The sequence below is a fragment of the Streptomyces sp. NPDC091271 genome (assembly GCF_044757505.1).
Lineage (GTDB): Bacteria > Actinomycetota > Actinomycetes > Streptomycetales > Streptomycetaceae > Streptomyces.
Window position 1 is genome coordinate 69,455 of the sequence record NZ_JBIVVD010000008.1, and the last position, 19,477, is coordinate 88,931.

The window sequence follows — 19,477 nt, forward strand, 5'->3', positions numbered from 1 at the left end:
GATTGACCGAACGCCGTGGGGGTGGAGCACAGTCCGCTCCGGAATGATGAATTCGCTCGCACCCTCTCCACAGTCCTGGGATGCGGGTGCTCACACAGGACGGGGGTCGTGTGCACGCATGACGCAACAGCGAGCGGACCATCGGCCGTACTTTTTTCTGAGTTACGCGCATACACCGGGGTACGGCGGTGGATCGGACCCAGACATGTGGGTCGAACGGCTTTTCCAAGATCTCTGCGGTCATGTGATGGCCATGACCAATCTCCCCGCGGGATCACCGGCCGGATTCATGGACCGGGAGATACGCTCCGGCGAGGGCTGGTCCGAACGGCTGGGCAATGTCCTGGCCAACTGCCGGGTCTTCGTCCCGCTCTTCTCGCCGCGCTACTTCGCCAGCGAGATGTGCGGCAAGGAGTGGTACGCCTTCGAGCAGCGCGCGATTCACCACCGGGCCCGGTCGAACCAGCCGGCGGAGGCGATCGTGCCCGCGCTCTGGGTGCCGGTACAGCCGAGCCAACTGCCGGGCCCCGCCGAGCGGTTACAGTTCAACCACCGGGACTTCGGGGACCGGTACGTCAGCGACGGGCTCTACGGGCTGATCAAACTCACCCTGTTCGCCCAGGACTACGAGCAGGCCGTCTACCAGCTGGCCAAACGCATCGTCCACGTCGCCGACAGCGTGCAGATCGGCTCGGGCAGACCCCTCGACTTCCGCCTCGTCCCCAGTGCCTTCGGTGCGCCGGGCAGCGGAGCGGGCGCACCGAGGCCCATGCGGATCACCATCGCCGCCCCCACCCGCCACGACCTGCCGGAGGGCCGGAACCCGGAGTACTACGGCGACAATCCGCAGGAGTGGAACCCCTACCATCCGGCCGCCGCCAGACCGCTGGCCTATGTCGCCGAAGAGCTCGTGCGCTCCCTCAACTACCAGGCCGTCATCACGTCGTTCGACGAGGAACCCGGCCAGCGGGAGGGCAAGCAGCCGCCGAGCACCCCCGAGATCCTCCTGGTCGACCGCTGGGCCCTGCGGGACGAGGACCTGAGACGCCGGCTCGCCGCCTTCGACCGGGAGAACCGGCCCTGGGTGACCATGGTCGTCCCGTGGTGCAGGGAGGACCATCAGAGCAGGGCGGCCGAAGCCGAACTGACCGAGAAGCTCGAGGAGACGATGCCGGTCAAGATGCGGCAGGGGCGGGCCTTCTGCCGTGTCGCGGCCAAGGGGGTACCCAGCATGGAAGCGTTCGGCCAGATCCTGCCCCAAGTGGTCGAGGTGGCTGCCCAGCAGTATCTGAGGCACGCCACGGTCTATCCACCTGCCGGCGGGCGGCACAGCGAGCGGACGCGGCTGATGGGGCCCATGGGCAACACCCAGTTCATACCCGACATGCACGACCCTGCGACGGATGCGGAGGACGTATGACAGCCGGTCGTGACGGGCGCGTCGTCACTTTCTACTCGTACAAGGGCGGTACGGGGCGCACCATGGCCCTGGCCAACACCGCCTGGATCCTGGCCGCCAACGGCAAGCGGGTGCTGGCAGTCGACTGGGACCTGGAGGCACCGGGGCTCCACCGGTTCTTCCACCCCTTCCTCGACCCCTCGACGCTCGGGGCCACCACCGGCGTGATCGACCTGATCACCGAATACGCCTGGGCCGCGACCAACCCCGCCCAGCGGGCCGACGACTGGCACCGCGACTACGCCCGTATCCAGCCGCACGCCGTCTCGCTCACCCCCGAGGCGCTCGGCTGGGAGTTCCCGAGGGGCGGCACCCTCGACTTCGTCTCCGCCGGACGGCAGAACCGCGAGTACTCCGCGACCGTCTCCACCTTCGACTGGGACAACTTCTACGACCGGCTCGGCGGCGGCCACTTCTTCGACGCCCTGCGGGACGACATGAAGGCCAACTACGACTACGTCCTCATCGACAGCCGCACGGGCCTCAGCGACATCGCCGACATCTGCACCGTCCACCTCCCGGACGTGCTCGTCGACTGCTTCACCCTCAGCGACCAGTCCATCGACGGCGCGGCCTCCGTCGCGCGGCAGATCGCCGAGCGTTACACCGGCCGGCCCATCTCGATCTTCCCCGTCCCCATGCGGATCGACGAGGGCGAGAAGGAGAAGGCCGACGCGGGGCGGGCGCTGGCCCGGCTGAAGTTCGACCGGCTGCCCCGTGACCTCTCGGGCGACGAACTCACCGCCTACTGGGGCGCGGTGGAGATCCCGTACCGCCCCTACTACGCGTACGAGGAGACCCTCGCGACCTTCGGTGACGAGGCCGGGCTCAGCAACTCGCTCCTGTCCGCCTTCGAACGCCTCACCGCGGTCGTCACCCACCAGGAGATCACCTCGATGCCCCCGGTGGGCGAGGAGGTCCGGCTCCGCATCCGCGACGCGTTCACCCGGCGCAGGCCCGCGCTGCCCGCCGATCTCTTCCTCAGCTATGTGGCGGAGAACCGCATGTGGGCCGACTGGATCGAATCGGTCCTCACCCGGGCCGGATTCCGGGTCGTCCCGCGCGACGTCTCCGCCGAGCCCGGCCCCGCGGACGCGAACCACGCCGTCGAGACCGCGACCCGCACCGTCGTCCTGCTCTCCAGCGCCTACCTCAAGTCCCAGCGGGCCGTGGACCTCTGGGAGCGCGCCGTCTCCGAGGACCCCGGTGGCGGGCGGCGTCAGCTGCTGCCGCTCAGGGTCAGCGACGTCCGGCTCTCCGCGCCGTACATCGACCGCAACCCGGTCGACCTGTTCCGGCTGGACGAGGTGCACGCCACCACGGCCCTGATGCGCGCTCTGGACCGGCCGGTGCAGCTCGGCGACGGGATGTCGCCCGGACCCCGCTTCCCCGGCACCGTGCCGAGGATCTGGAACGCACCGCCCCGCAACCCCGGCTTCACCGGCCGCTCCCTGGTCCTGGAGCGGATGCGCGACCAGCTCGGCGGCGGCATGGCCGTCGTGCTGCCGCAGCCGCAGACCCTGTACGGCCTGGGCGGTGTCGGCAAGACACAGGTGGCCCTGGAGTACGTGCACCGCTTCATGGCCGACTACGACCTGGTGTGGTGGATATCGTCCGAGCAGATCGACGACGTCGTGGCCAGCCTCGCCGAACTCGCCGTACGGCTGGGGGCCCAGGGCGGGGACGACATGGCGGCCGCCTCGCAGGAAGCGGTGGACCTGCTGCGGCGGGGGGTGCCCTCGGAACGCTGGCTGCTGGTGTTCGACAACGCCGACGATCCGGAACGCCTCAGCCGGTACTTCCCGCAGGGCGGATCCGGACACATCCTCGTCACGTCGAGGAACCAGTCCTGGTCGCAGCACGGTGACGCGCTGCCCGTCGACGTGTTCCTGCGGGAGGAGTCGATCGAGCACCTCCAGCGCCGTGCACCGGGGCTGAGCGACGAGGACGCCGCCCAGGTGGCCACCGCGGTCGGGGACCTGCCGCTGGCCGTCGAACAGGCGGCGGCATGGATCGCGGAGACCGCGACCCCGATCGACACCTATCTGGAGCAGCTGGCACAGCAGGCCCCGGAGGTCCTGGCCCTGAACCAGCCGGCAGGGTATCCGCAGCCCGTCGCCGCCACCTGGAACATCTCCATCGAACGCCTCAAGGAGCGCTCACCCGCCGCGGTGCGGCTGCTCCAGCTCTGCGCGTTCTTCGCACCCGAGCCGATCTCCGCGAATCTCCTCTACAGCAAGGAGATGATCGAGGCACTGAAGCCGTACGACGCCTCGCTCCAGGAGAAGCTGGTCCTGGGCCGGGTCATCCGGGAGATCGGCCGCTTCGCCCTGGCCAAGGTCGACCAGGTGTCGAACTCCATCCAGGTGCACCGCCTGGTGCAGGCGGTGATCAGGGCCCAGCTCAGCGAGGAGGAGCAGCGCGAGGCGCGGCATGTCGTCCACCGCATCCTGGCGGGTGCCCGGCCCGACGACGACGAGCCGATCGACAACCCCGCGACCTGGCCGCGCTTCGCCACGATCTGGCCGCACCTCGGCCCGTCGGACGCGCGCAACTGCAAGGATCCGGAGACCCGCAGGCTGCTGATCGACCGGGTGCGCTACCTGTGGAAGCGGGGAGACGTCCGGACGGCGGGACGGCTCGGGGACGAACTCCGCGACACCTGGCGGGAGATGCTGGGAAACCAGGATCTGCAGTACCTCTACCTCTGCTTCCACCTCTCCAACATCCTGCGCACCCGCGGCCGGTACGTGGAGGCCAAGGAGCTCGACGAGGTGACCCTGGGCAGGCAGCGGGAGGTGCTGGGGCCGGAGCATCCGCACACATACATGACCACCAGCAGCCTGGCTATCGACCTCGGGCTACTCGGTGACTACGGAAAGGCGATCGAGCTGGCGACCGCGGCGCACGAGGGGTTCAGCCAGATCTTCCACGACAGGCATCCCCGGACGCTGGCCGCGGCGAACAACCTGGCACTGAACCTGCGGAGCGTCGGGCAGTACGCCCGCGCGAGGGAGATCGACCAGGACGTCTACGACCTGCGGTCCGAGGTCCTCGGCCCCGAGCATCCGTACAGCCTGTCCTCGGCCATCTCACTGGCACGTGATCTGCGCGAGGTGGGACGGTACGAGGACTCGGTCGGCCTGCTCAGCCGGACGTACGACGCGTACAAGGCAACCCTCGGCCGGACCTACCCCACCACGCTCAGCGCCGCCAAGAGTCTGGCGGTCTCGCTGCGCAGGGCGGGGCAGCTGGAGGACGCGCGGAGGCTGACGGTGGCCACCCGGGCGAGGTACCGGGCCAAGTACACCGCGGCCAACCCCGAGTCACTGGCCTGCGACCTCAACATGGCGTCCGACCTGTTCGCCGCGGGGGAGGCCGCCGAGGCGAGGGACACCGCGCAGGAGGTGGTGGACCAGTACATGAACGTGCCGGGGGAGCACCATCCGTACACCCTGGCCGCGCAGAACAATCTCGGCGCCTACCTCTCGGGGGCGGGCGAAACGCTGGAGGCGGAGAAGCTGTTGACGCGGGTGGTCGCCTCGATGCGTGAGGTGTTCGGCCGCGAGCACCCGAACACGCTGTTCTGCGTCATGAACCTGGCGAACGCGACGGCCGGGCGGGGCGATCTCGAACTCGTCCTGGAGACGGAGCGGCGGGTCGCCGGCCAGCTCCGGGACGTTCTCGGGGCGCATCACCCGGAGACCCTGGCCATGACGTCGAACCTCGTGGTCACGCTCGACGCGATGGGACGCAAGGACGAGGCGCTGAGTCTGCGGGCGGAGACGGGGGACGAACTGGCGCGGCAGCTCGGCGACGAGCATCCGCTGACCCGGATAGCGAGGGACGAGCGCAGGTTCTGGCGCGAGCTGGAGCCGATGTCGGTGTGACGCCGGGGCGCCCCGGGCTCCGGACCTCTGGAGCCCAGGGCACCCTCCGGGATCAGCAGACCGCTGCTTTCCCTGCCTCCCGTTCGTCCAGCAGCCAGTTGAGCACCTCGGGCAGCACGGACAGCGCGTCGAAGTGTGCCGCCGCCGGTTCGAGTACGGCGGTGGCGCCCGGGATCTGTCCGGCCAGCCATCGGGAGTGGCCCACAGGGGAGAACACGTCCTTCACGCCGTGCCACAGCATCACGGGACACCTGATGTCGGCGGGGTCGAACCCCCACGGCCTGCAGAACGCGAGCGCGTCGTCGATCCAGCCGTACGCCGATGTGCGCAGTCCTTCGCGGAAGTTGGCGAGCAGCATCGTGCGGATCCCGGCGTCGTTGACCACGGTGCGGTCGGAGTCGGTCAGCTCCCGGCGCAGGTCGTCCAGGAGCCGGGCCGGGTTCCGCCGGATCTCCTCCGAGCGGCTGATGAAGGATTCCGCCAGCCCGTCCGGGTCCGCCGCCGCCCTGGAGTACGCGAGCACGTTCGAAGCGGCCATCCCCTCGAACCAGTCGAGCCCTTCGGCATCCGGGGGAGCCAGGCTGACCAGAGCGGCGCCACGGGTGACCCGGTCGGGCATCAGCGCGGCGCAGGCCAGAGCGTGCGGCGCACCGCCGGAACGGCCGACCACGGCGAAGCGTTCCAGGCCGAGCGAGTCCGCGATCGCCCGTACGTCCTCGGCGACGTCCATCACCCGTCGCCCCGGCAGCCGGTCCGAGCCGCCGTACCCCGGGCGGTCGTAGGCGATCAGCTGCATGTTCCGCTGGTAGAGGACCATTCCGCGTGGAGCGGGCCCCAGCCGGCTGCCCGGCATGCCGTGCAGGAGGAACACCGGTCTGCCGCGGGGGTCCCCCTGTCGCTCGACCATCAGATGCCGTCCGTCGGCCACGCGCACCCGACTCCGCACGACGTCCCTCCGCTCATCACCCCGCTCGGTCCGGACACCAAGTGCCCGGTGTGTACTGCCAGTTCGATGATGACCTATCGGAGGCGATACCGGCGCTCCCTGTCGGTACGAGCCGGTGGTGTTCGGGACGTTCGGGGGCATTCGGTGGTGTTCGGCTTCAGGAGTGCCCTCCACAGCATCCGGACTCCAGGAGCCATTACAGGACAGGACTAGTCCTCACCCGCTGCCGACGGGCCATCGCACCGGGTGTTCGCGAACGGAACCGACGTGGTGCGACACCCGGGTTGTGAACACGGCGCGGGCGAACCGTCGTCGTCATGTGCGCGTCCGGAAGTCGACCTTGTGTGCTATCGGCCGCATCGGAATAGTGGGCGCCCCATCCTCCGTGCTCCGGACACCCCACTTGTCCGTGCACGGCCCCACAGGAGGTCGAAGTTGAAGCACCGACGCATACCCAGGAAGCGTGTGGCCCTGGCCGGATCGGCCGTCCTCGCCCTGGTCGCGGCAGGAGTCACGTTCCAGACCGCGAACGCCAGTGACGACGTGCCCCAGTTCACCGCGAAGACCCTCGACGCCCACTCGGCCGGAAGTCTCGCCACCACCCTGGACAAGGCCCTGGGCGGCGACAAGGCGGGCTCGTACTACGACGCCAAGGCCAAGAACCTCGTCGTCAACGTCATCGACGAGGCGGCGGCCGAGCAGGTCCGCCAGGCCGGCGGCAAGGCCAGACTCGTACAGCACACGCTCGCCGAGCTGACGAACGCGCGGCAGACCCTCACCGACAAGGCCACCATCCCCGGCACCTCGTGGGCGGTCGACCCGGTCAGCAACAAGGTGGTCGTCACGGCCGACCGCACGGTCGACGGCGCGGCCTGGGACAAGCTCAGCAAGGTCGTCGACGGGCTCGGCGCCAAGGCCGAACTCAAGAAGTCCGCAGGGGAGTTCAAGCCCCTCATCGCGGGCGGCGACGCCATCTGGGGCGACGGCGGACGCTGCTCGCTCGGCTTCAACGTGGTCAAGGGCGGGGAGCCGTACTTCCTGACCGCCGGCCACTGCACCGAGGGGATCACCAGCTGGTCCGACTCGCAGGGCGGCACGGAGATCGGCGCCAACGAGGGCTCCAGCTTCCCGGACAACGACTACGGCCTGGTCAAGTACACCTCCGACGTCGAACACCCCAGCGAGGTGGACCTCTACAACGGCTCCACCCAGGCGATCACCCAGGCCGGTGACGCCACCGTCGGCCAGACGGTGACCCGCAGCGGCTCCACCACCCAGGTCCACGACGGTGAGGTCACCGCACTGGACGCCACGGTCAACTACGGCAACGGCGACATCGTCAACGGCCTCATCCAGACCACGGTCTGCGCCGAGCCCGGCGACAGCGGCGGCTCGCTCTTCGCGGGCGACACCGCGCTCGGTCTCACCTCGGGCGGCAGCGGTGACTGCTCCGCCGGCGGCGAGACGTTCTTCCAGCCGGTGCCCGAGGCACTGGCGGCCTTCGGCGCCGAGATCGGCTGAACCTCCGGCCCTCCTTCGGTTCCGGTGAACCGGCGAGCCCGCCCCCTCGCACGAGGGGGCGGGCTCGCCCGCGTCGGTGCCACCTCCGCGCGAACGACACGAACGCCGCCCCTGTGAGTGCGTCCGACCGCAGCTGCTCGGGTGCGACCAGGCGCTGGGGCACAGGAGGCGTGCTTCGACCCCGGCCTGCAGATCGCGCTGCTCACGGTGGCTCCGGCGAAGGCCGATGAAGCTTCCGGGAGCGATGTCATGCGCAGACTGGCCGCTGCTTCACGCAGCGAGCGACGGAGCGCCCGCCTTGGCCGGGGCGACGCCGAAGATGTCCACCGCGTGGTAGTACGTCCACGCCGTGCTGTTGCACGAGGTCAGTTTGGCGCCGGAGTAGGCGGCGCACACGCGCTTGAGGTCCGAGTAGAACGCGGAGTCGATGCGGGACTTGTTCGCGGTGAACGTGCCGGCGGCCTTGTAGTTCCGGTAGCCGAAGTCATGGCGGGCGCAGGCCGTCTGGAAGGGGAAGCCGAACGGGTTGTCGGGTGAGGTGCTGCAGTAGTCCGTCGACCAGTCGAAGCCGTACGCGGCCCAGGCGCCCTGGTTGTTTCGGGCGGCGTTCCACGCGTTGTAGCTGGAGGCGCTCGTCTGGGTCCAGGAGCTGAGGACCTGCGGCTTGTCCGACGGGGCGGCCGAAGCGGAAACGGCAGGTACGAGGGCGAGCGGCAGCGCCGCAGCAAGGGCGGCGAACGGGACGGTGAATCGGCGACGCATGAGCAACCTCCGGCGGATGAAAGGGGGTTGTGCCGACCGTGCGCCTCGCGGGTCTCACGAGGCGCTCTCAGGATGCCGTCATGAACCTGTCATGACTAGTGACTTCGCCGATCGGTCGCCAGGAGTTCAGCTGCGCCTCGGCCGACATGGGCGGAGCAGCGCCCCGTTTCCGTACCGCGTGCCCGTGCGCACCCTTCCGGAGGCGCGACGCCGTGACGTTCGTCGGCCCCTGCTCCGGCTCCCGCGCGGGGCCGGGAGACCCGGGCCCGGCTTCTGTGGCGACCTGGTCGGCCGGCACGTCGTGCTACGGATCGGGGGCCGCCGGTCTCGTCGAGGAGATGCTGGACCGGCTCCCGGCCTCAGGCGAGGCTCGAGCTGTTCCCGGGGGAGTCCGCTTCCCCAGGGGCAGTCGCCCGCCGCGTCCCGTCCGTGTCCCGGCGGCGCATCGACAGGAGCAGGGTCAGGGCCGTGCCGACGACCGCCCAGGCGGAGAGCACCAGCAGGGGGCCGGTGACCGCGTTGCCCCTGAAGTACGCGATCGAGCGGGCCACCCAGGTGCCCGCTCCCGGTGGCAGGGCGGGGCCGATCGCCCGCCAGAAGTCCGGCAGCATCGGCAGCGGGAAGGCGCCGCCGGCGCTCGGGTTGCCCGCGATCACGATGAGCAGGACGGCCAGGCCGATGCCGACGATGCCGGTGAGCGCCTCCAGGGCGAGCGTGATCATGCCGACAGCGAAGACGGTCAGGGCGCCCAGACCGGCCAGGGCCCACACGCTGCCCGGGAGTGCGCCGAGGATCGGGCCGATGATGACCGCGCCGCCGATCCCGCCCGCGATCGAGTACAGCGCCATGACCGCGGTGCGGATCACGGCGCGCTGCCGGTTGGCCGGCTTGGTGCCCGCGCTGATCGCCAGGATCGACGCGCAGAGGTAGCCGCCCACGCACCAGCCCACGACCAGGTAGAACGACGAGAGGCCGTCGAAGTCGTCCGGGGAGGCGGGCGCCACGTCCACGGTCCGTACGGTGCGCTGCCGGGGTCCCTCCGCCTCCTTGATGATCTTGGTGAGCGAGGTGGCCAGCACGGTGCCGCCCCCGGAGGCGACGAGCACGGTGTCCGTCGCCCCGGTGGGGCTGACGATCAGGGCGCCGTCGATCTCGCGGTTCTGGATCTGCCGGCGGGCCTCGGCCTCGCCGGAGACCGCGCGCGGATCGAGCGGACCGCCCGGCAGATCACTCAGCTGGGTGACGAGCCGCCCGGACGCCTGCTGCGGGGCGACGACCCCGAAGGGGACATCCGTCGGGTCGGGCCTGTGCAGCGCGCCGACGTACGAGGCGATGAACAGCAGCTGCAGTGCCAGTACACCGACAACCAGCAGCGCGGCCCGTGTGGTGACGGCGCTCTTCACCTCGTCAGCGAAAGTCATGCCCCCACGGTCCGGGGAGTCCGGCGTTCGCGCAGGTGGGGCCGGGCCGAATGGCGGAGAGGTGGCCCCGCACCCGGTTATCGTACGAACGTTCGAAACTTGGTCTATGGTGGAGAGCGAGGGGGTGACGAGTACGGATCGGTCCAGGAGGTGCGGATGCCCGGGTTCACGCATCTGCATACCGTTTCCGGGTTCTCCCTGCGGTACGGGGCATCGCACCCGGAGCGGCTGGCCGAGCGTGCCGCCGAGCGGGGGATGGACGCCCTCGCGCTGACCGACCGCGACAGTCTCGCGGGCACGGTCCGCTTCGCCAGAGCCTGCGAGAAGGCCGGGATACGTCCGCTTTTCGGGGCGGAGCTCGCGGTGGCGCGGCAGGCCGCCGGAGGAGGGCGTACGCACAGACCGCGCACACCGGTCCGCGGAGGTGCCTTTGTCGATGAATCCGCACCCCGGGTCACCTTCCTCGCCCGGGACGGCGCCCGCGGCTGGGCCGAGCTGTGCCGGCTGGTCACCGCCGCCCACGCCCCCGGCCTCGGGGACCCGGACGCCGGGCAGCCCCTGGTCGGCCGGGACACGCTGCCCGCCGAAGGGCTCACCGTGCTGCTCGGCCCCGCCTCCGAGGTGGGCGCCGCGCTGGCCGCGGGCCGGCCCGACCGGGCCGCCGCCCTGCTCGCCCCCTGGCGGGAGATCTACGGTGACGCCCTGCGCCTCGAAGCCGTCCACCACGGCCGCGAGGGCACCGGCCCCGGATCGCTGCGGCTCGCCGCCCGTACCGTCGGCTTCGCCGCCGAGCAGGGGGTGCGAGCCGTCCTGACCAACGCCGTCCGGTACGCCGACCCCGGGCAGGGCCCCGTCGCCGACGTGCTCGACTCGGCCCGCCGGCTCGTCCCCGTCGACCCGCGCCGCTCCCCCCTCGACAGCGGGGAGCGCTGGCTCAAGGACGCCGGTGCGATGCGGGAGGCCGCCGAGCGGATCGCCTCCGCCGCGGGGCTCGGACGGGACGCGGGGCAGCGGCTGCTCGCGGAGACCCGGCACACCGCCGACGCCTGCCTCGTCGACCCGGCGGACGACCTGGGGCTCGGCAGCGTCCACTTCCCCGAACCGCACCTCGTCGGCGCCGGCCGGCGCACCGCCCAGCGGGTGCTGGCCTCCCGCGCCGCCGCCGGCATGGTGCGGCACGGCTACGACCGCAGGCGCGACTACTGGGACCGGATGCACCACGAGCTGGACATCATCGCCCACCACGGTTTCGCCTCCTACTTCCTGACGGTCTCCCAGGTCGTCGACGACGTGAAGGGGATGGGCATACGGGTCGCCGCACGCGGCTCCGGGGCCGGCTCCCTGGTCAACCACCTGCTCGGGATCGCCCACGCCGACCCGGTCGAACACGGGCTGCTCATGGAGCGCTTCCTGTCCAAGCGGCGCTTCGTGCTGCCCGACATCGACATCGACGTCGAGTCGGCCCGCCGCCTGGACGTCTACCGCGCGATCATCGGGCGCTTCGGCGCCGAGCGGGTCGCGACCGTCTCCATGCCCGAGACCTACCGGGTGCGCCACGCCATCCGCGACGTCGGAGCCGCGCTCTCCATGGACCCGGCCGAGACCGACCGGCTCGCCAAGGCCTTCCCGCACATCCGGGCCAGGGACGCCCGTGCCGCGATGGAGGAGCTGCCCGAACTGCGCGCCGTGGCCGGACGGAAGGAGCAGTACGGCCGGCTCTGGGAGCTGGTGGAGTCACTGGACGCGCTGCCGCGTGGCATCGCCATGCACCCGTGCGGGGTGCTCCTCTCGGACGACTCGCTGCTGCGGCGTACGCCGGTCATGCCCACCAGCGGCGAGGGCTTCCCCATGTCCCAGTTCGACAAGGACGACGTGGAGCACCTCGGGCTGCTCAAGCTCGATGTGCTCGGCGTGCGGATGCAGTCGGCGATGGCGCACGCGGTGACCGAGCTGAAGCGGGCCTCGGGCCAGGAGGTCGACCTGGACGCCGTGCCGCAGGGCGACCCGGAGACGTACCGGCTGATCAAGAGCGCCGAGACGCTCGGCTGCTTCCAGATCGAGTCCCCGGGCCAGCGCGACCTGGTCGGCCGGCTCCAGCCCGCCACCTTCCACGACCTGGTCGTCGACATCTCGCTGTTCCGGCCGGGGCCGGTCGCCGCCGACATGGTGCGGCCGTTCATCGAGGCCAGACACGGCCGCGCGCCCGTGCGTTATCCCCATCCCGACCTGGAAGGGGCGCTGCGCGGCACCTACGGGGTGGTCGTCTTCCACGAGCAGATCATCGAGATGGTGAACATCATGACCGGCTGCGGACGCGGCGAGGCCGACCGGGTGCGGCGCGGGCTCTCCGACCCCGAGTCGCAGGCCAGGATCAGGGTCTGGTTCGCACAGCGGGCGGCGCGCAGGAAGTACGGCGCCGAGGTGATCGCCCGTGCCTGGGAGATCATCGAGGCGTTCGGGAGCTACGGCTTCTGCAAGGCGCACGCGGTCGCCTTCGCCGTGCCGACGTACCAGTCGGCCTGGCTCAAGGCGCACCACCCGGCGGCCTTCTACGCCGGGCTGCTCACGCACGATCCCGGGATGTACCCGAAGCGGCTGCTGCTCGCGGACGCGCGTCGGCGCGGGGTGCCGGTGCTGCCGTTGGACGTGAACCGGTCGGCGGCCGCCCATAGGATCGAACTGGTGTCTGGCGACAACGGTGATAAATGGGGATTGCGGCTGGCCCTCTCGGACGTCCACGGCATCAGCGAGGCCGAGGTCGCCCGGATCGAGGCCGGGCAGCCCTACACCTCGCTGCTGGACTTCTGGCAGCGGGCCAGGCCCGGAAAGCCGGCCGCCGAACGGCTGGCCCAGGTCGGCGCGCTGGACTCCTTCGGCGCCAACCGCCGGGACCTGCTGCTGCATCTGTCCGAGCTCCACCGCGCCCAGCGGAGCTCCGGTTCCGGCGAGGCGGGCGCCCAGCTCCCGCTCGGCGGCGGGCACAGGACCGGCACCGTCGGACTGCCCGACCTCAACGACGCCGAACGCCTCAGCACCGAGCTCGGCGTCCTCAGCATGGACGTGTCGCGCCATCTGATGGGCGATCACCACGCCTTCCTGAAGGAGCTCGGCGCGGTCTCCGCCCAGCGGCTGCGGGAGGCGGGGCACGGGGAGACCGTGCTGGTCGCGGGGGCCAAGGTGGCCACCCAGACCCCGCCGGTCCGCTCCGGGCGCCGGGTCATCTTCACCACCCTGGACGACGGGACGGGTCTGGTCGACCTCGCCTTCTTCGACGACAGCCACGCCGCCTGCGCGCACACCGTCTTCCACTCCTGGCTGCTGCTCGTGCGCGGAGTGGTCCAGCGGCGTGGCGCGCGCAGCATGAGCATCGTCGGCTCGGCGGCCTGGAACCTGGCGGAGCTGGCCGAACTCCGGCGCACCGGCGGCCTCGACGCGGTCGCGGCGCGGCTGGCGGAGGAGCCCGCCTCCGGCGAGGAGGAGGCACCCGACGACGGCCGCCGTATCCAGCTGCCGACCGGTTACGAGATGAACCCGTGGTCCGATCTCCAGCCGGCCGGTGAAGGGACGCCCACCGGGAGGAAGCTGTGGCACCGGAGCCAGGGGAGCGCGGGATGAACGACCAGCCGGCCGTCCTGTGCCTGCGGTTCCGCCGGATCGGCGGCGGACTGCCGGACAGCGCGGGTTACGAGGGGCTGCTCGCCCTCCTCGGGGCGTTCACCCCGGTCGTCGAGGCGGCACCGCCCGGCGCCGCGCTCGCCGATGTCAGCGGCGCGCTGCGCTACTTCGGACAGGACGCGGCGGGTCTGGCCTCCGTGATCCGGGTGCGTGCCCTCGCCCTGCACGGCGTGGACTGCGCGATCGGGGCGGCCTCCAACCCCATGCTGGCCAGGATGGCCGCACGGCAGGCGACGCCCGGCACGACCTTCGTGGTGCCCCCCGGTGAGCACGCCGGCTTCCTCGCCTCCAAGCCCGCCGCCGCGCTGGACGGCGTCGGGGCGGCGACCGCGCGCACCCTGTGCGGATACGGGCTCGACTCCATCGGCCGGATAGCCGCCGCGCCGCTCGCCACCCTGCAGCGGATCACCGGCGTACGGACCGGTCGCGAGCTGTGGGAGCGGGCCAACGGCATCGACCGTACGCGGGTCGTGCCGAACGCCGCCGCCCGGTCGATCGCCGCCGAACGCTCCTTCCCCCGCGACGAGCTGGACCCGGAGCAGCACCGCCGCGCGCTCCTCTCGCTCACCGAGGAGCTGGGGGCCAGGCTGCGCGGTGACGGCCAGGTGTGCCGTTCGCTCGCGGTCTCCGTGCGCTACGCCGACCGGACCGGTTACGCGACGCTGACCCGCAGCCGTACGCTCCCGGAGCCCACCGCGCACTCGGCGGCGCTCACCTCGCTCGCGTACCGGATCCAGGACTCGTTCGCCCTGCAGCGGGCGCGGGTGCGGGGGATCGGGCTGCGGGCGGAAGGGCTTCACGACGCGGAACGCGCCGCCCATCAGCTCACCTTCGACCCGGTGGACGAGCGGGCGCGGCGGATCGAGGCCGTGTCCGACAGGCTGCGGGCCAGGTTCGGCCCGGGAGCCGTGAAGCCGGGACGGCTCGCGGCCTGACCTCGGGGCACCGGAATCTTTTTACCGACGCGTAACTTCCCCCGCGACCTTACCCGTGCGTAACTTGGCATGAGCACGTTGAAAAAACGTCATTCGCTGCGGTCCGGACCGCAGGGCGCACCGACATCGCAACTCCCTTGAGCCGCAAGGAGACCACCCGATGCTGCCCTGGACCCGTGCCCGGCGCTCCCCGCGCGCACGCCGCACCCTCGCCGCCCTGCTCCTCACCGTCGCCGCGCTCGTCGCCCCCACGGCGACCGCGACCGCGGCGGAAACCGCCGCTCCGTCCCGTGGATGGAACGACTACTCCTGCAAGCCCTCCGCAGCCCACCCCCGGCCGGTCGTCCTCGTCCACGGAACCTTCGGGAACTCGGTCGACAACTGGCTGGTCCTCGCGCCGTACCTCGTCAACCGGGGCTACTGCGTCTTCTCGCTGGACTACGGACAGCTACCGGGCGTGCCGTTCTTCAACGGACTCGGCCCGATCGACAAGTCGGCAGGACAGCTCGACGTGTTCGTCGACAAGGTGCTCGGCGCCACCGGTGCGCCCGAGGCCGACCTCGTCGGCCACTCCCAGGGCGGCATGATGCCCAACTACTACCTGAAGTTCCTCGGCGGAGCCGACAAGGTGAACGCTCTCGTCGGGATCGCCCCCGACAACCACGGCACCACGCTTCTCGGCCTCACCCAGCTGCTGCCGTACTTCCCGGGCGCCGAGGACCTCCTGACGAAGAACACCCCGGGCCTCGCCGACCAGATCGCCGGCTCCGCCTTCATCACGAAGCTCAACGCGGGCGGCGACACCGTGCCCGGGGTCCGCTACACCGTCATCGCGACCCGGTACGACGAAGTCGTGACCCCGTACCGCACGCAGTACCTGGACGGGCCGAACGTACGCAACGTCCTGCTCCAGGATCTGTGCCCGGTCGGCCTGTCCGAGCACGTCGCGATCGGGACCATCGACAGGATCGCCTTCCACGAGGTGGTGAACGCCCTCGACCCGGCGCACGCCACCCCGACCACCTGCGCCTCGGTCATCGGCTGAGACGCGCGGCGGGGCCTCCGGAGGCCCCCAGGCCCCGCCGTCACCACCGGTCAGGCGCGGTGCGCGCCGCCCGAGGACCGGCGACGGACCGACACGAACAGGGCGCTCGCACCGAGGGCCAGTGCGGCGGCTCCGCCCATCGCGAGGTACGAGGTGCTGCTGCTGCCACCCGTCTCGGCGAGGGCCTCGTCCGCCGGGACCGTGTCCGCGGGGGAGGCGGCGACGTTGTTCGGCTCGGGTGCGTTCGCCCCGGTGTCCTCGGCCGGGGCCGCCTCGGTGACCTCCGCACCGGTCGAGGCGTCGTCGTCCCCGTGTCCGCCGTGCTCGACGGACGACTGGTCCGCACCCTCGTCGATCTCCTGCTCGGAAGGGGCGGACGCGGTGGGCGCCGGCGCGGCCGCGACGGAACCGCTGCCGGACTTCTCGCCGCCGAAGACCACGTCGGAGCAGGCGTAGAAGGCCTCGGGGGAGTCCGACCGCTGCCAGACCGTGTAGATCAACTGCCGTCCCGACGCCTCCGGCACGGTGCCGTCGAAGACGTACGAACCGTCCTCCAGCGTCGGGTCGGTGGCCGTGGCGAACGGCTTCTCCTGGAGGTCCGACCACTTCAGGGGCTGCGCCGGGTCGTAGCTCGCCTTGGTCAGGTACAGCTCGAACGAGCCCTTGTGCGGAGCCGTCGCCCGGAACCGGAAGGTGTGGCTGCCCGCCTCCATGGGCGTGGACGGCCAGTCGGCGCGCGGCAGGTCGAGCCCCTTGAACTTGTCGTTGCCCGCGCTGCACAGCTTGCCGTCCGGGATCAACTCACGGTGCTTGCCGGCGGCGTTGGCGATGTTCACGCCGTTCCAGTCGTACAGCGCCTGGACCCCGCCCGCCGCGACCGCCGCCTGGCAGGCCGCCGACCGCGGGCTCTCCGGCCCTTCCGCGAAACAGGCCGAGACCCGGCTGACCGGATCGCTCAGCGAACCGTGGGCGGCGGCCGGGGATGCGGTCAGCCCGGTCAGCGCGAGCGGCGCGACGCCGAGCGCGACGACGACTCCGGCGACCTTGCGGCGAGCGGTGGTGATGACGGCCATGGTGGTGGTTCTCCTTCGACGGCACGGCTGTTGACCAGGTCTGGTGATCAGCAGGCTAGCCACCGCCGGAAGCGGGTCCGGGCCGGAAAAGGCGCAGGTGGCGATCGTTATGGCGCGCTTAAGGGATGGTTAGGGGAGGGCTCAGGAAGGCCGGCCGGTGAGCCTCCGCGGGCACTTCTCACGTGGCCCTGGACGCTCGAACGGCGTGCACCGCGGCGAAGGGCAGGAGGAGGGCTGCGATCCGGGCCGGATCCTCCAGAATGGGTGTGTGCCCGGCACCGGGCAGCAACTCGACCTCCGCGCCCGGAACGACGCGGTAGTCGGCCGCGGAAGCCGGTCGCCATCTGCGGTCCTCGTCACCGAAGATCACCTGCAGCGGTTTGCCGAGGGCCGTCAGCCGGTCCGGGAGCGGGCGCTGGTTCAGATAGGCGATGGACGCCTGCATCGCCGCGGTGACCGCACGGTAGGTCATGCCGCGCAGTTCGTCGACGAGTTCCTGCGGGACCCGGTACCCCGCGCGGAAGGCGGTGCTCGCGAACTCGCGGATCCGGTCGTCGGCCGGCGGCCACTGCGCGGGGTCGAACACGGCGGCCCCCTGTGGGATGAAGGCATCCATGCGAGGGCCCGTGCTGATGAGCGCGAGCGCGGCCACCAGGCCGGGTCGGTGCTCGGCCAGAGCGGTGGCGGCATAGCCGCCGCTGGAGTGGCCGACGACAGTGGCGTGCCCGACGCCGAGCCGGTCCAGCACCGTGCCGATCCTGCGTCCCTGCTCCGGGGTCGCGTAGTCGCCGTCGGCCGGTTCGGCCGAGCGGCCGTGCCCCGGCAGGTCGATCCGGATGACCCGATGGAGCGTGGCCAGCAGCGGCACCATGGCGTCCCACGAGCGGCCCGATGCCGCGGATCCATGGATGAGCAGGAGCACGGGGGCGTCGCCAGGGCCGTCCTGGGAGACGTGGATGTCGCCCTGCTCCAGGCGGAGGACCGAGTCCTCGGGGGCGGCGGCGTTCACATGAGGGTGTCTCTCGGGAGGAGTCATGAGCCCACTGTCGCCGCCGGTGCGCACCCACGGCTTGGACGTATGTTCCCTCCTCGGGTCCGCGTAGCATGTGGAGATGGGGTCCCTCACGGGTGAACATGACGCTCCCGCTGTGTGGGACGTCGCACGTCCGCAGCGGTCCGGCCGGGTGGCCGGTGTCGACATGGCCGGGTTCCATGTACCCGGCCCGTTGGCCGGTGGTCTGCGGGTGGTTCCGCACCCGGCCGTGACGCTGATCCTGGAGATCGGGGCGAGCGCGTCCACCGTGGAGGACGACGCAGGCCGGCGGTGCGGCGGGAGCCTCGTCGCCGGGCCCGGGTTCGGCTCCGGAGGCGGGGTCCGTGCATGGGGCGAACACGCCCGGTGCGTGCAGGTGCGTCTGTCCCCGCTGGTCGCAGGCGCGGCTCTGGGGGTGTGTCCGGCCGATCTGGGCGGTTCTCCGGTCTCCCTCGACGACGTATGGGGCAGGGAGGCGGCACGCATTCGCGAGCAACTGGGCGAGATCCCCTCGTGGCAGGACCGCTTCGCGTTCACGGACGCGCTGCTCGCCCGACGGCTTCGGGGGCGGTCGCCGGTGGACCCGGCGGTTGCCTGGGCCTGGAGACGGATCGTCGCGGGCAGGGGCGCCGTCCGGGTCGACCACCTGGCGGACGAACTCGGATGGAGCCGGAAGCGCCTGTGGTCGCGGTTCCGGTCGGACATCGGCATCCCGCCGAAGAGCGCCGCGAAGCTGGTCCGCTTCGACCATGCCGTGCACCGTCTGGTCGCGGGCGAGAGCCCGGCCCGCGTCGCCGCGGACAGCGGCTACCACGACCAGCCCCATCTGCACCGGGACGTCATGGAGTTCACCGGCGCGACCCCGGTGACCGTGTCGGGCGAGCCGTTCCTGACGGTGGACGAGCGTGCGTGGCCGGGTGCGGGGCGGCCGGTGAGGCCGCGGTTCGCGGCGCCGCCGTGGGAACGGGTCAGGTAGCCCCCGCCGCGTCCCCTTCACGTGCGGCGCGGACCGGCCGCCCCTTCTCCAGCCAGGTGGTCAGGACGGAGACCTCCGCGTCCGGTGCCAGTCGCAGACCGGCCGCCGTGAGGAAGTCGGGGAGCGCGATCTCTCCGCCGTCGGTTCCGTCGTCCCACATGGTCAGGAGCCTGGAGCCCTCGCCGTCCCACGTGTCGGTGTCCTCGCTCGGATGCTGCTCCACGCTTCCCACTCCGTGCCGGTAACGGAGGTACAGGTACTGGTCGTCCGTCGTCCAGGCATCCCACTGGGAGGGGGAGGCCAGACAGGTCCTGACGACCTGCGCCAGCGTGACGTCCTCGTGCAGAAGGGCCTCGACGGCTCCGAGGTGCCGGCCGTGGGCGACGACCAGCTCCCCGTCGAGGGCCAGCAGGCGCACCTCGCCGTCGCTGAACCCGATCGTCAGGCCGCACACCTGGTCGACGACGCCCCCGCGACAGCGGATCTCCCGGACCGAACGGATCGTCCCGCCCACGAAGTGCGTCAGCGCCACGTCCTGGGGGCCGGACACCACCGAGGTGTCGTCGGTCCAGGGTTCCGCCGTGAGCGACAGCGTGAATCCCTCCGCGTGGAACCGGACGGGCGCCGCCCCCTCCGGATGCAGCCACAGGGCCGGGACCGGACGGCTCACCGGGGCGCTCACGCCCAGCAGCCGTACGCCGATCAGGTCGGAGGGGTACAGAGCGTCGTCATCGTCCATCC

General features: G+C 71.4%; 13 protein-coding genes. 7 read left to right on the plus strand and 6 right to left on the minus strand.

All coding sequences use genetic code 11. The features are described from left to right. The first annotated feature begins 118 nt into the window (after positions 1 to 118). Entirely contained in the window at positions 119 to 1,420 is a 1,302-nt protein-coding gene (gene fsxC, locus ACIQM3_RS30120; protein WP_401629947.1) for an FxsC protein, read from the plus strand. After that, complete coding sequence (gene fxsT / locus ACIQM3_RS30125; RefSeq protein ID WP_401629950.1) at positions 1,417 to 5,349, plus strand: FxSxx-COOH system tetratricopeptide repeat protein; 3,933 nt, start codon at positions 1,417 to 1,419, stop codon at positions 5,347 to 5,349. Before fsxC ends, fxsT begins: the two co-directional genes overlap by 4 nt. Before the next feature lie 52 nt (positions 5,350 to 5,401). On the opposite strand, the gene ACIQM3_RS30130 is transcribed toward fxsT, so the two are convergent. Further along, positions 5,402 to 6,295 (minus strand): alpha/beta fold hydrolase, encoded by an 894-nt coding sequence (locus ACIQM3_RS30130; RefSeq protein ID WP_401629953.1) that lies wholly within the window; start codon positions 6,293 to 6,295, stop codon positions 5,402 to 5,404. 435 nt (positions 6,296 to 6,730) lie between these two features. Between ACIQM3_RS30130 and ACIQM3_RS30135 the strand changes: the two genes are divergently transcribed. Continuing rightward, positions 6,731 to 7,816 (plus strand): S1 family peptidase, encoded by a 1,086-nt coding sequence (locus ACIQM3_RS30135; RefSeq protein ID WP_401629955.1) that lies wholly within the window; start codon positions 6,731 to 6,733, stop codon positions 7,814 to 7,816. A gap of 270 nt (positions 7,817 to 8,086) precedes the next feature. Here ACIQM3_RS30135 and ACIQM3_RS30140 read toward each other — a convergent pair whose 3' ends face one another. Both ACIQM3_RS30140 and ACIQM3_RS30145 read right to left on the minus strand, forming a co-directional pair. Beyond that, entirely contained in the window at positions 8,087 to 8,578 is a 492-nt protein-coding gene (locus tag ACIQM3_RS30140) for a phospholipase (RefSeq protein ID WP_401629958.1), read from the minus strand. Between the two features lie 359 nt (positions 8,579 to 8,937). Next, on the minus strand, positions 8,938 to 9,999 hold the full coding sequence (locus ACIQM3_RS30145; RefSeq protein ID WP_401629961.1) for a DUF3533 domain-containing protein: 1,062 nt from the start codon (positions 9,997 to 9,999) through the stop codon (positions 8,938 to 8,940). Positions 10,000 to 10,155: 156 nt separating this feature from the next. On the opposite strand from ACIQM3_RS30145, the gene ACIQM3_RS30150 reads away from it, so the two are divergent. The 3 genes from ACIQM3_RS30150 (at position 10,156) to ACIQM3_RS30160 (ending at position 15,654) form a co-directional block, all read left to right on the plus strand. Beyond that, positions 10,156 to 13,614: a DNA polymerase III subunit alpha gene (locus ACIQM3_RS30150; protein WP_401629964.1), complete on the plus strand. Its 3,459-nt coding sequence runs from the start codon at positions 10,156 to 10,158 to the stop codon at positions 13,612 to 13,614. Beyond that, complete coding sequence (locus ACIQM3_RS30155; protein WP_401629967.1) at positions 13,611 to 14,609, plus strand: hypothetical protein; 999 nt, start codon at positions 13,611 to 13,613, stop codon at positions 14,607 to 14,609. Before ACIQM3_RS30150 ends, ACIQM3_RS30155 begins: the two co-directional genes overlap by 4 nt. 160 nt (positions 14,610 to 14,769) lie before the next feature. Continuing rightward, complete coding sequence (locus ACIQM3_RS30160; RefSeq protein WP_401629970.1) at positions 14,770 to 15,654, plus strand: esterase/lipase family protein; 885 nt, start codon at positions 14,770 to 14,772, stop codon at positions 15,652 to 15,654. Positions 15,655 to 15,704: 50 nt separating this feature from the next. Here ACIQM3_RS30160 and ACIQM3_RS30165 read toward each other — a convergent pair whose 3' ends face one another. Continuing rightward, positions 15,705 to 16,727 carry a lytic polysaccharide monooxygenase gene (locus ACIQM3_RS30165; RefSeq protein ID WP_401629972.1) on the minus strand — a complete coding sequence of 341 codons (1,023 nt, stop codon included), beginning with the start codon at positions 16,725 to 16,727 and terminating at the stop codon, positions 15,705 to 15,707. A gap of 178 nt (positions 16,728 to 16,905) precedes the next feature. Then, positions 16,906 to 17,763: an alpha/beta fold hydrolase gene (locus ACIQM3_RS30170; RefSeq protein ID WP_401629975.1), complete on the minus strand. Its 858-nt coding sequence runs from the start codon at positions 17,761 to 17,763 to the stop codon at positions 16,906 to 16,908. A 76-nt stretch (positions 17,764 to 17,839) separates the two neighbouring features. Here ACIQM3_RS30170 and ACIQM3_RS30175 point away from each other — a divergent pair, with 76 nt between their 5' ends. Further along, a complete protein-coding gene (locus tag ACIQM3_RS30175) occupies positions 17,840 to 18,736 on the plus strand; it encodes a helix-turn-helix domain-containing protein (RefSeq protein WP_401629978.1) in 897 nt (298 codons plus the stop codon). Here the strand turns inward: ACIQM3_RS30175 and ACIQM3_RS30180 are convergent. After that, positions 18,729 to 19,475: a hypothetical protein gene (locus ACIQM3_RS30180; RefSeq protein WP_401629981.1), complete on the minus strand. Its 747-nt coding sequence runs from the start codon at positions 19,473 to 19,475 to the stop codon at positions 18,729 to 18,731. The two genes, ACIQM3_RS30175 and ACIQM3_RS30180, sit on opposite strands and share 8 nt — an antisense overlap. Positions 19,476 to 19,477: the final 2 nt, after the last annotated feature.

What these genes read in the sequence shown, in the direction of transcription:
- fsxC (WP_401629947.1), top strand. Translation starts at nt 119, where the DNA reads ATGACGCAACAGCGAGCGGACCATCGGCCGTACTTTTTTCTGAGTTAC.
- fxsT (WP_401629950.1), top strand. Translation starts at nt 1,417, where the DNA reads ATGACAGCCGGTCGTGACGGGCGCGTCGTCACTTTCTACTCGTACAAG.
- ACIQM3_RS30140 (WP_401629958.1), bottom strand. Translation starts at nt 8,578, where the DNA reads ATGCGTCGCCGATTCACCGTCCCGTTCGCCGCCCTTGCTGCGGCGCTG.
- ACIQM3_RS30145 (WP_401629961.1), bottom strand. Translation starts at nt 9,999, where the DNA reads ATGACTTTCGCTGACGAGGTGAAGAGCGCCGTCACCACACGGGCCGCG.
- ACIQM3_RS30150 (WP_401629964.1), top strand. Translation starts at nt 10,156, where the DNA reads ATGCCCGGGTTCACGCATCTGCATACCGTTTCCGGGTTCTCCCTGCGG.
- ACIQM3_RS30155 (WP_401629967.1), top strand. Translation starts at nt 13,611, where the DNA reads ATGAACGACCAGCCGGCCGTCCTGTGCCTGCGGTTCCGCCGGATCGGC.
- ACIQM3_RS30160 (WP_401629970.1), top strand. Translation starts at nt 14,770, where the DNA reads ATGCTGCCCTGGACCCGTGCCCGGCGCTCCCCGCGCGCACGCCGCACC.
- ACIQM3_RS30165 (WP_401629972.1), bottom strand. Translation starts at nt 16,727, where the DNA reads ATGGCCGTCATCACCACCGCTCGCCGCAAGGTCGCCGGAGTCGTCGTC.
- ACIQM3_RS30170 (WP_401629975.1), bottom strand. Translation starts at nt 17,763, where the DNA reads ATGACTCCTCCCGAGAGACACCCTCATGTGAACGCCGCCGCCCCCGAG.
- ACIQM3_RS30175 (WP_401629978.1), top strand. Translation starts at nt 17,840, where the DNA reads ATGGGGTCCCTCACGGGTGAACATGACGCTCCCGCTGTGTGGGACGTC.
- ACIQM3_RS30180 (WP_401629981.1), bottom strand. Translation starts at nt 19,475, where the DNA reads ATGGACGATGACGACGCTCTGTACCCCTCCGACCTGATCGGCGTACGG.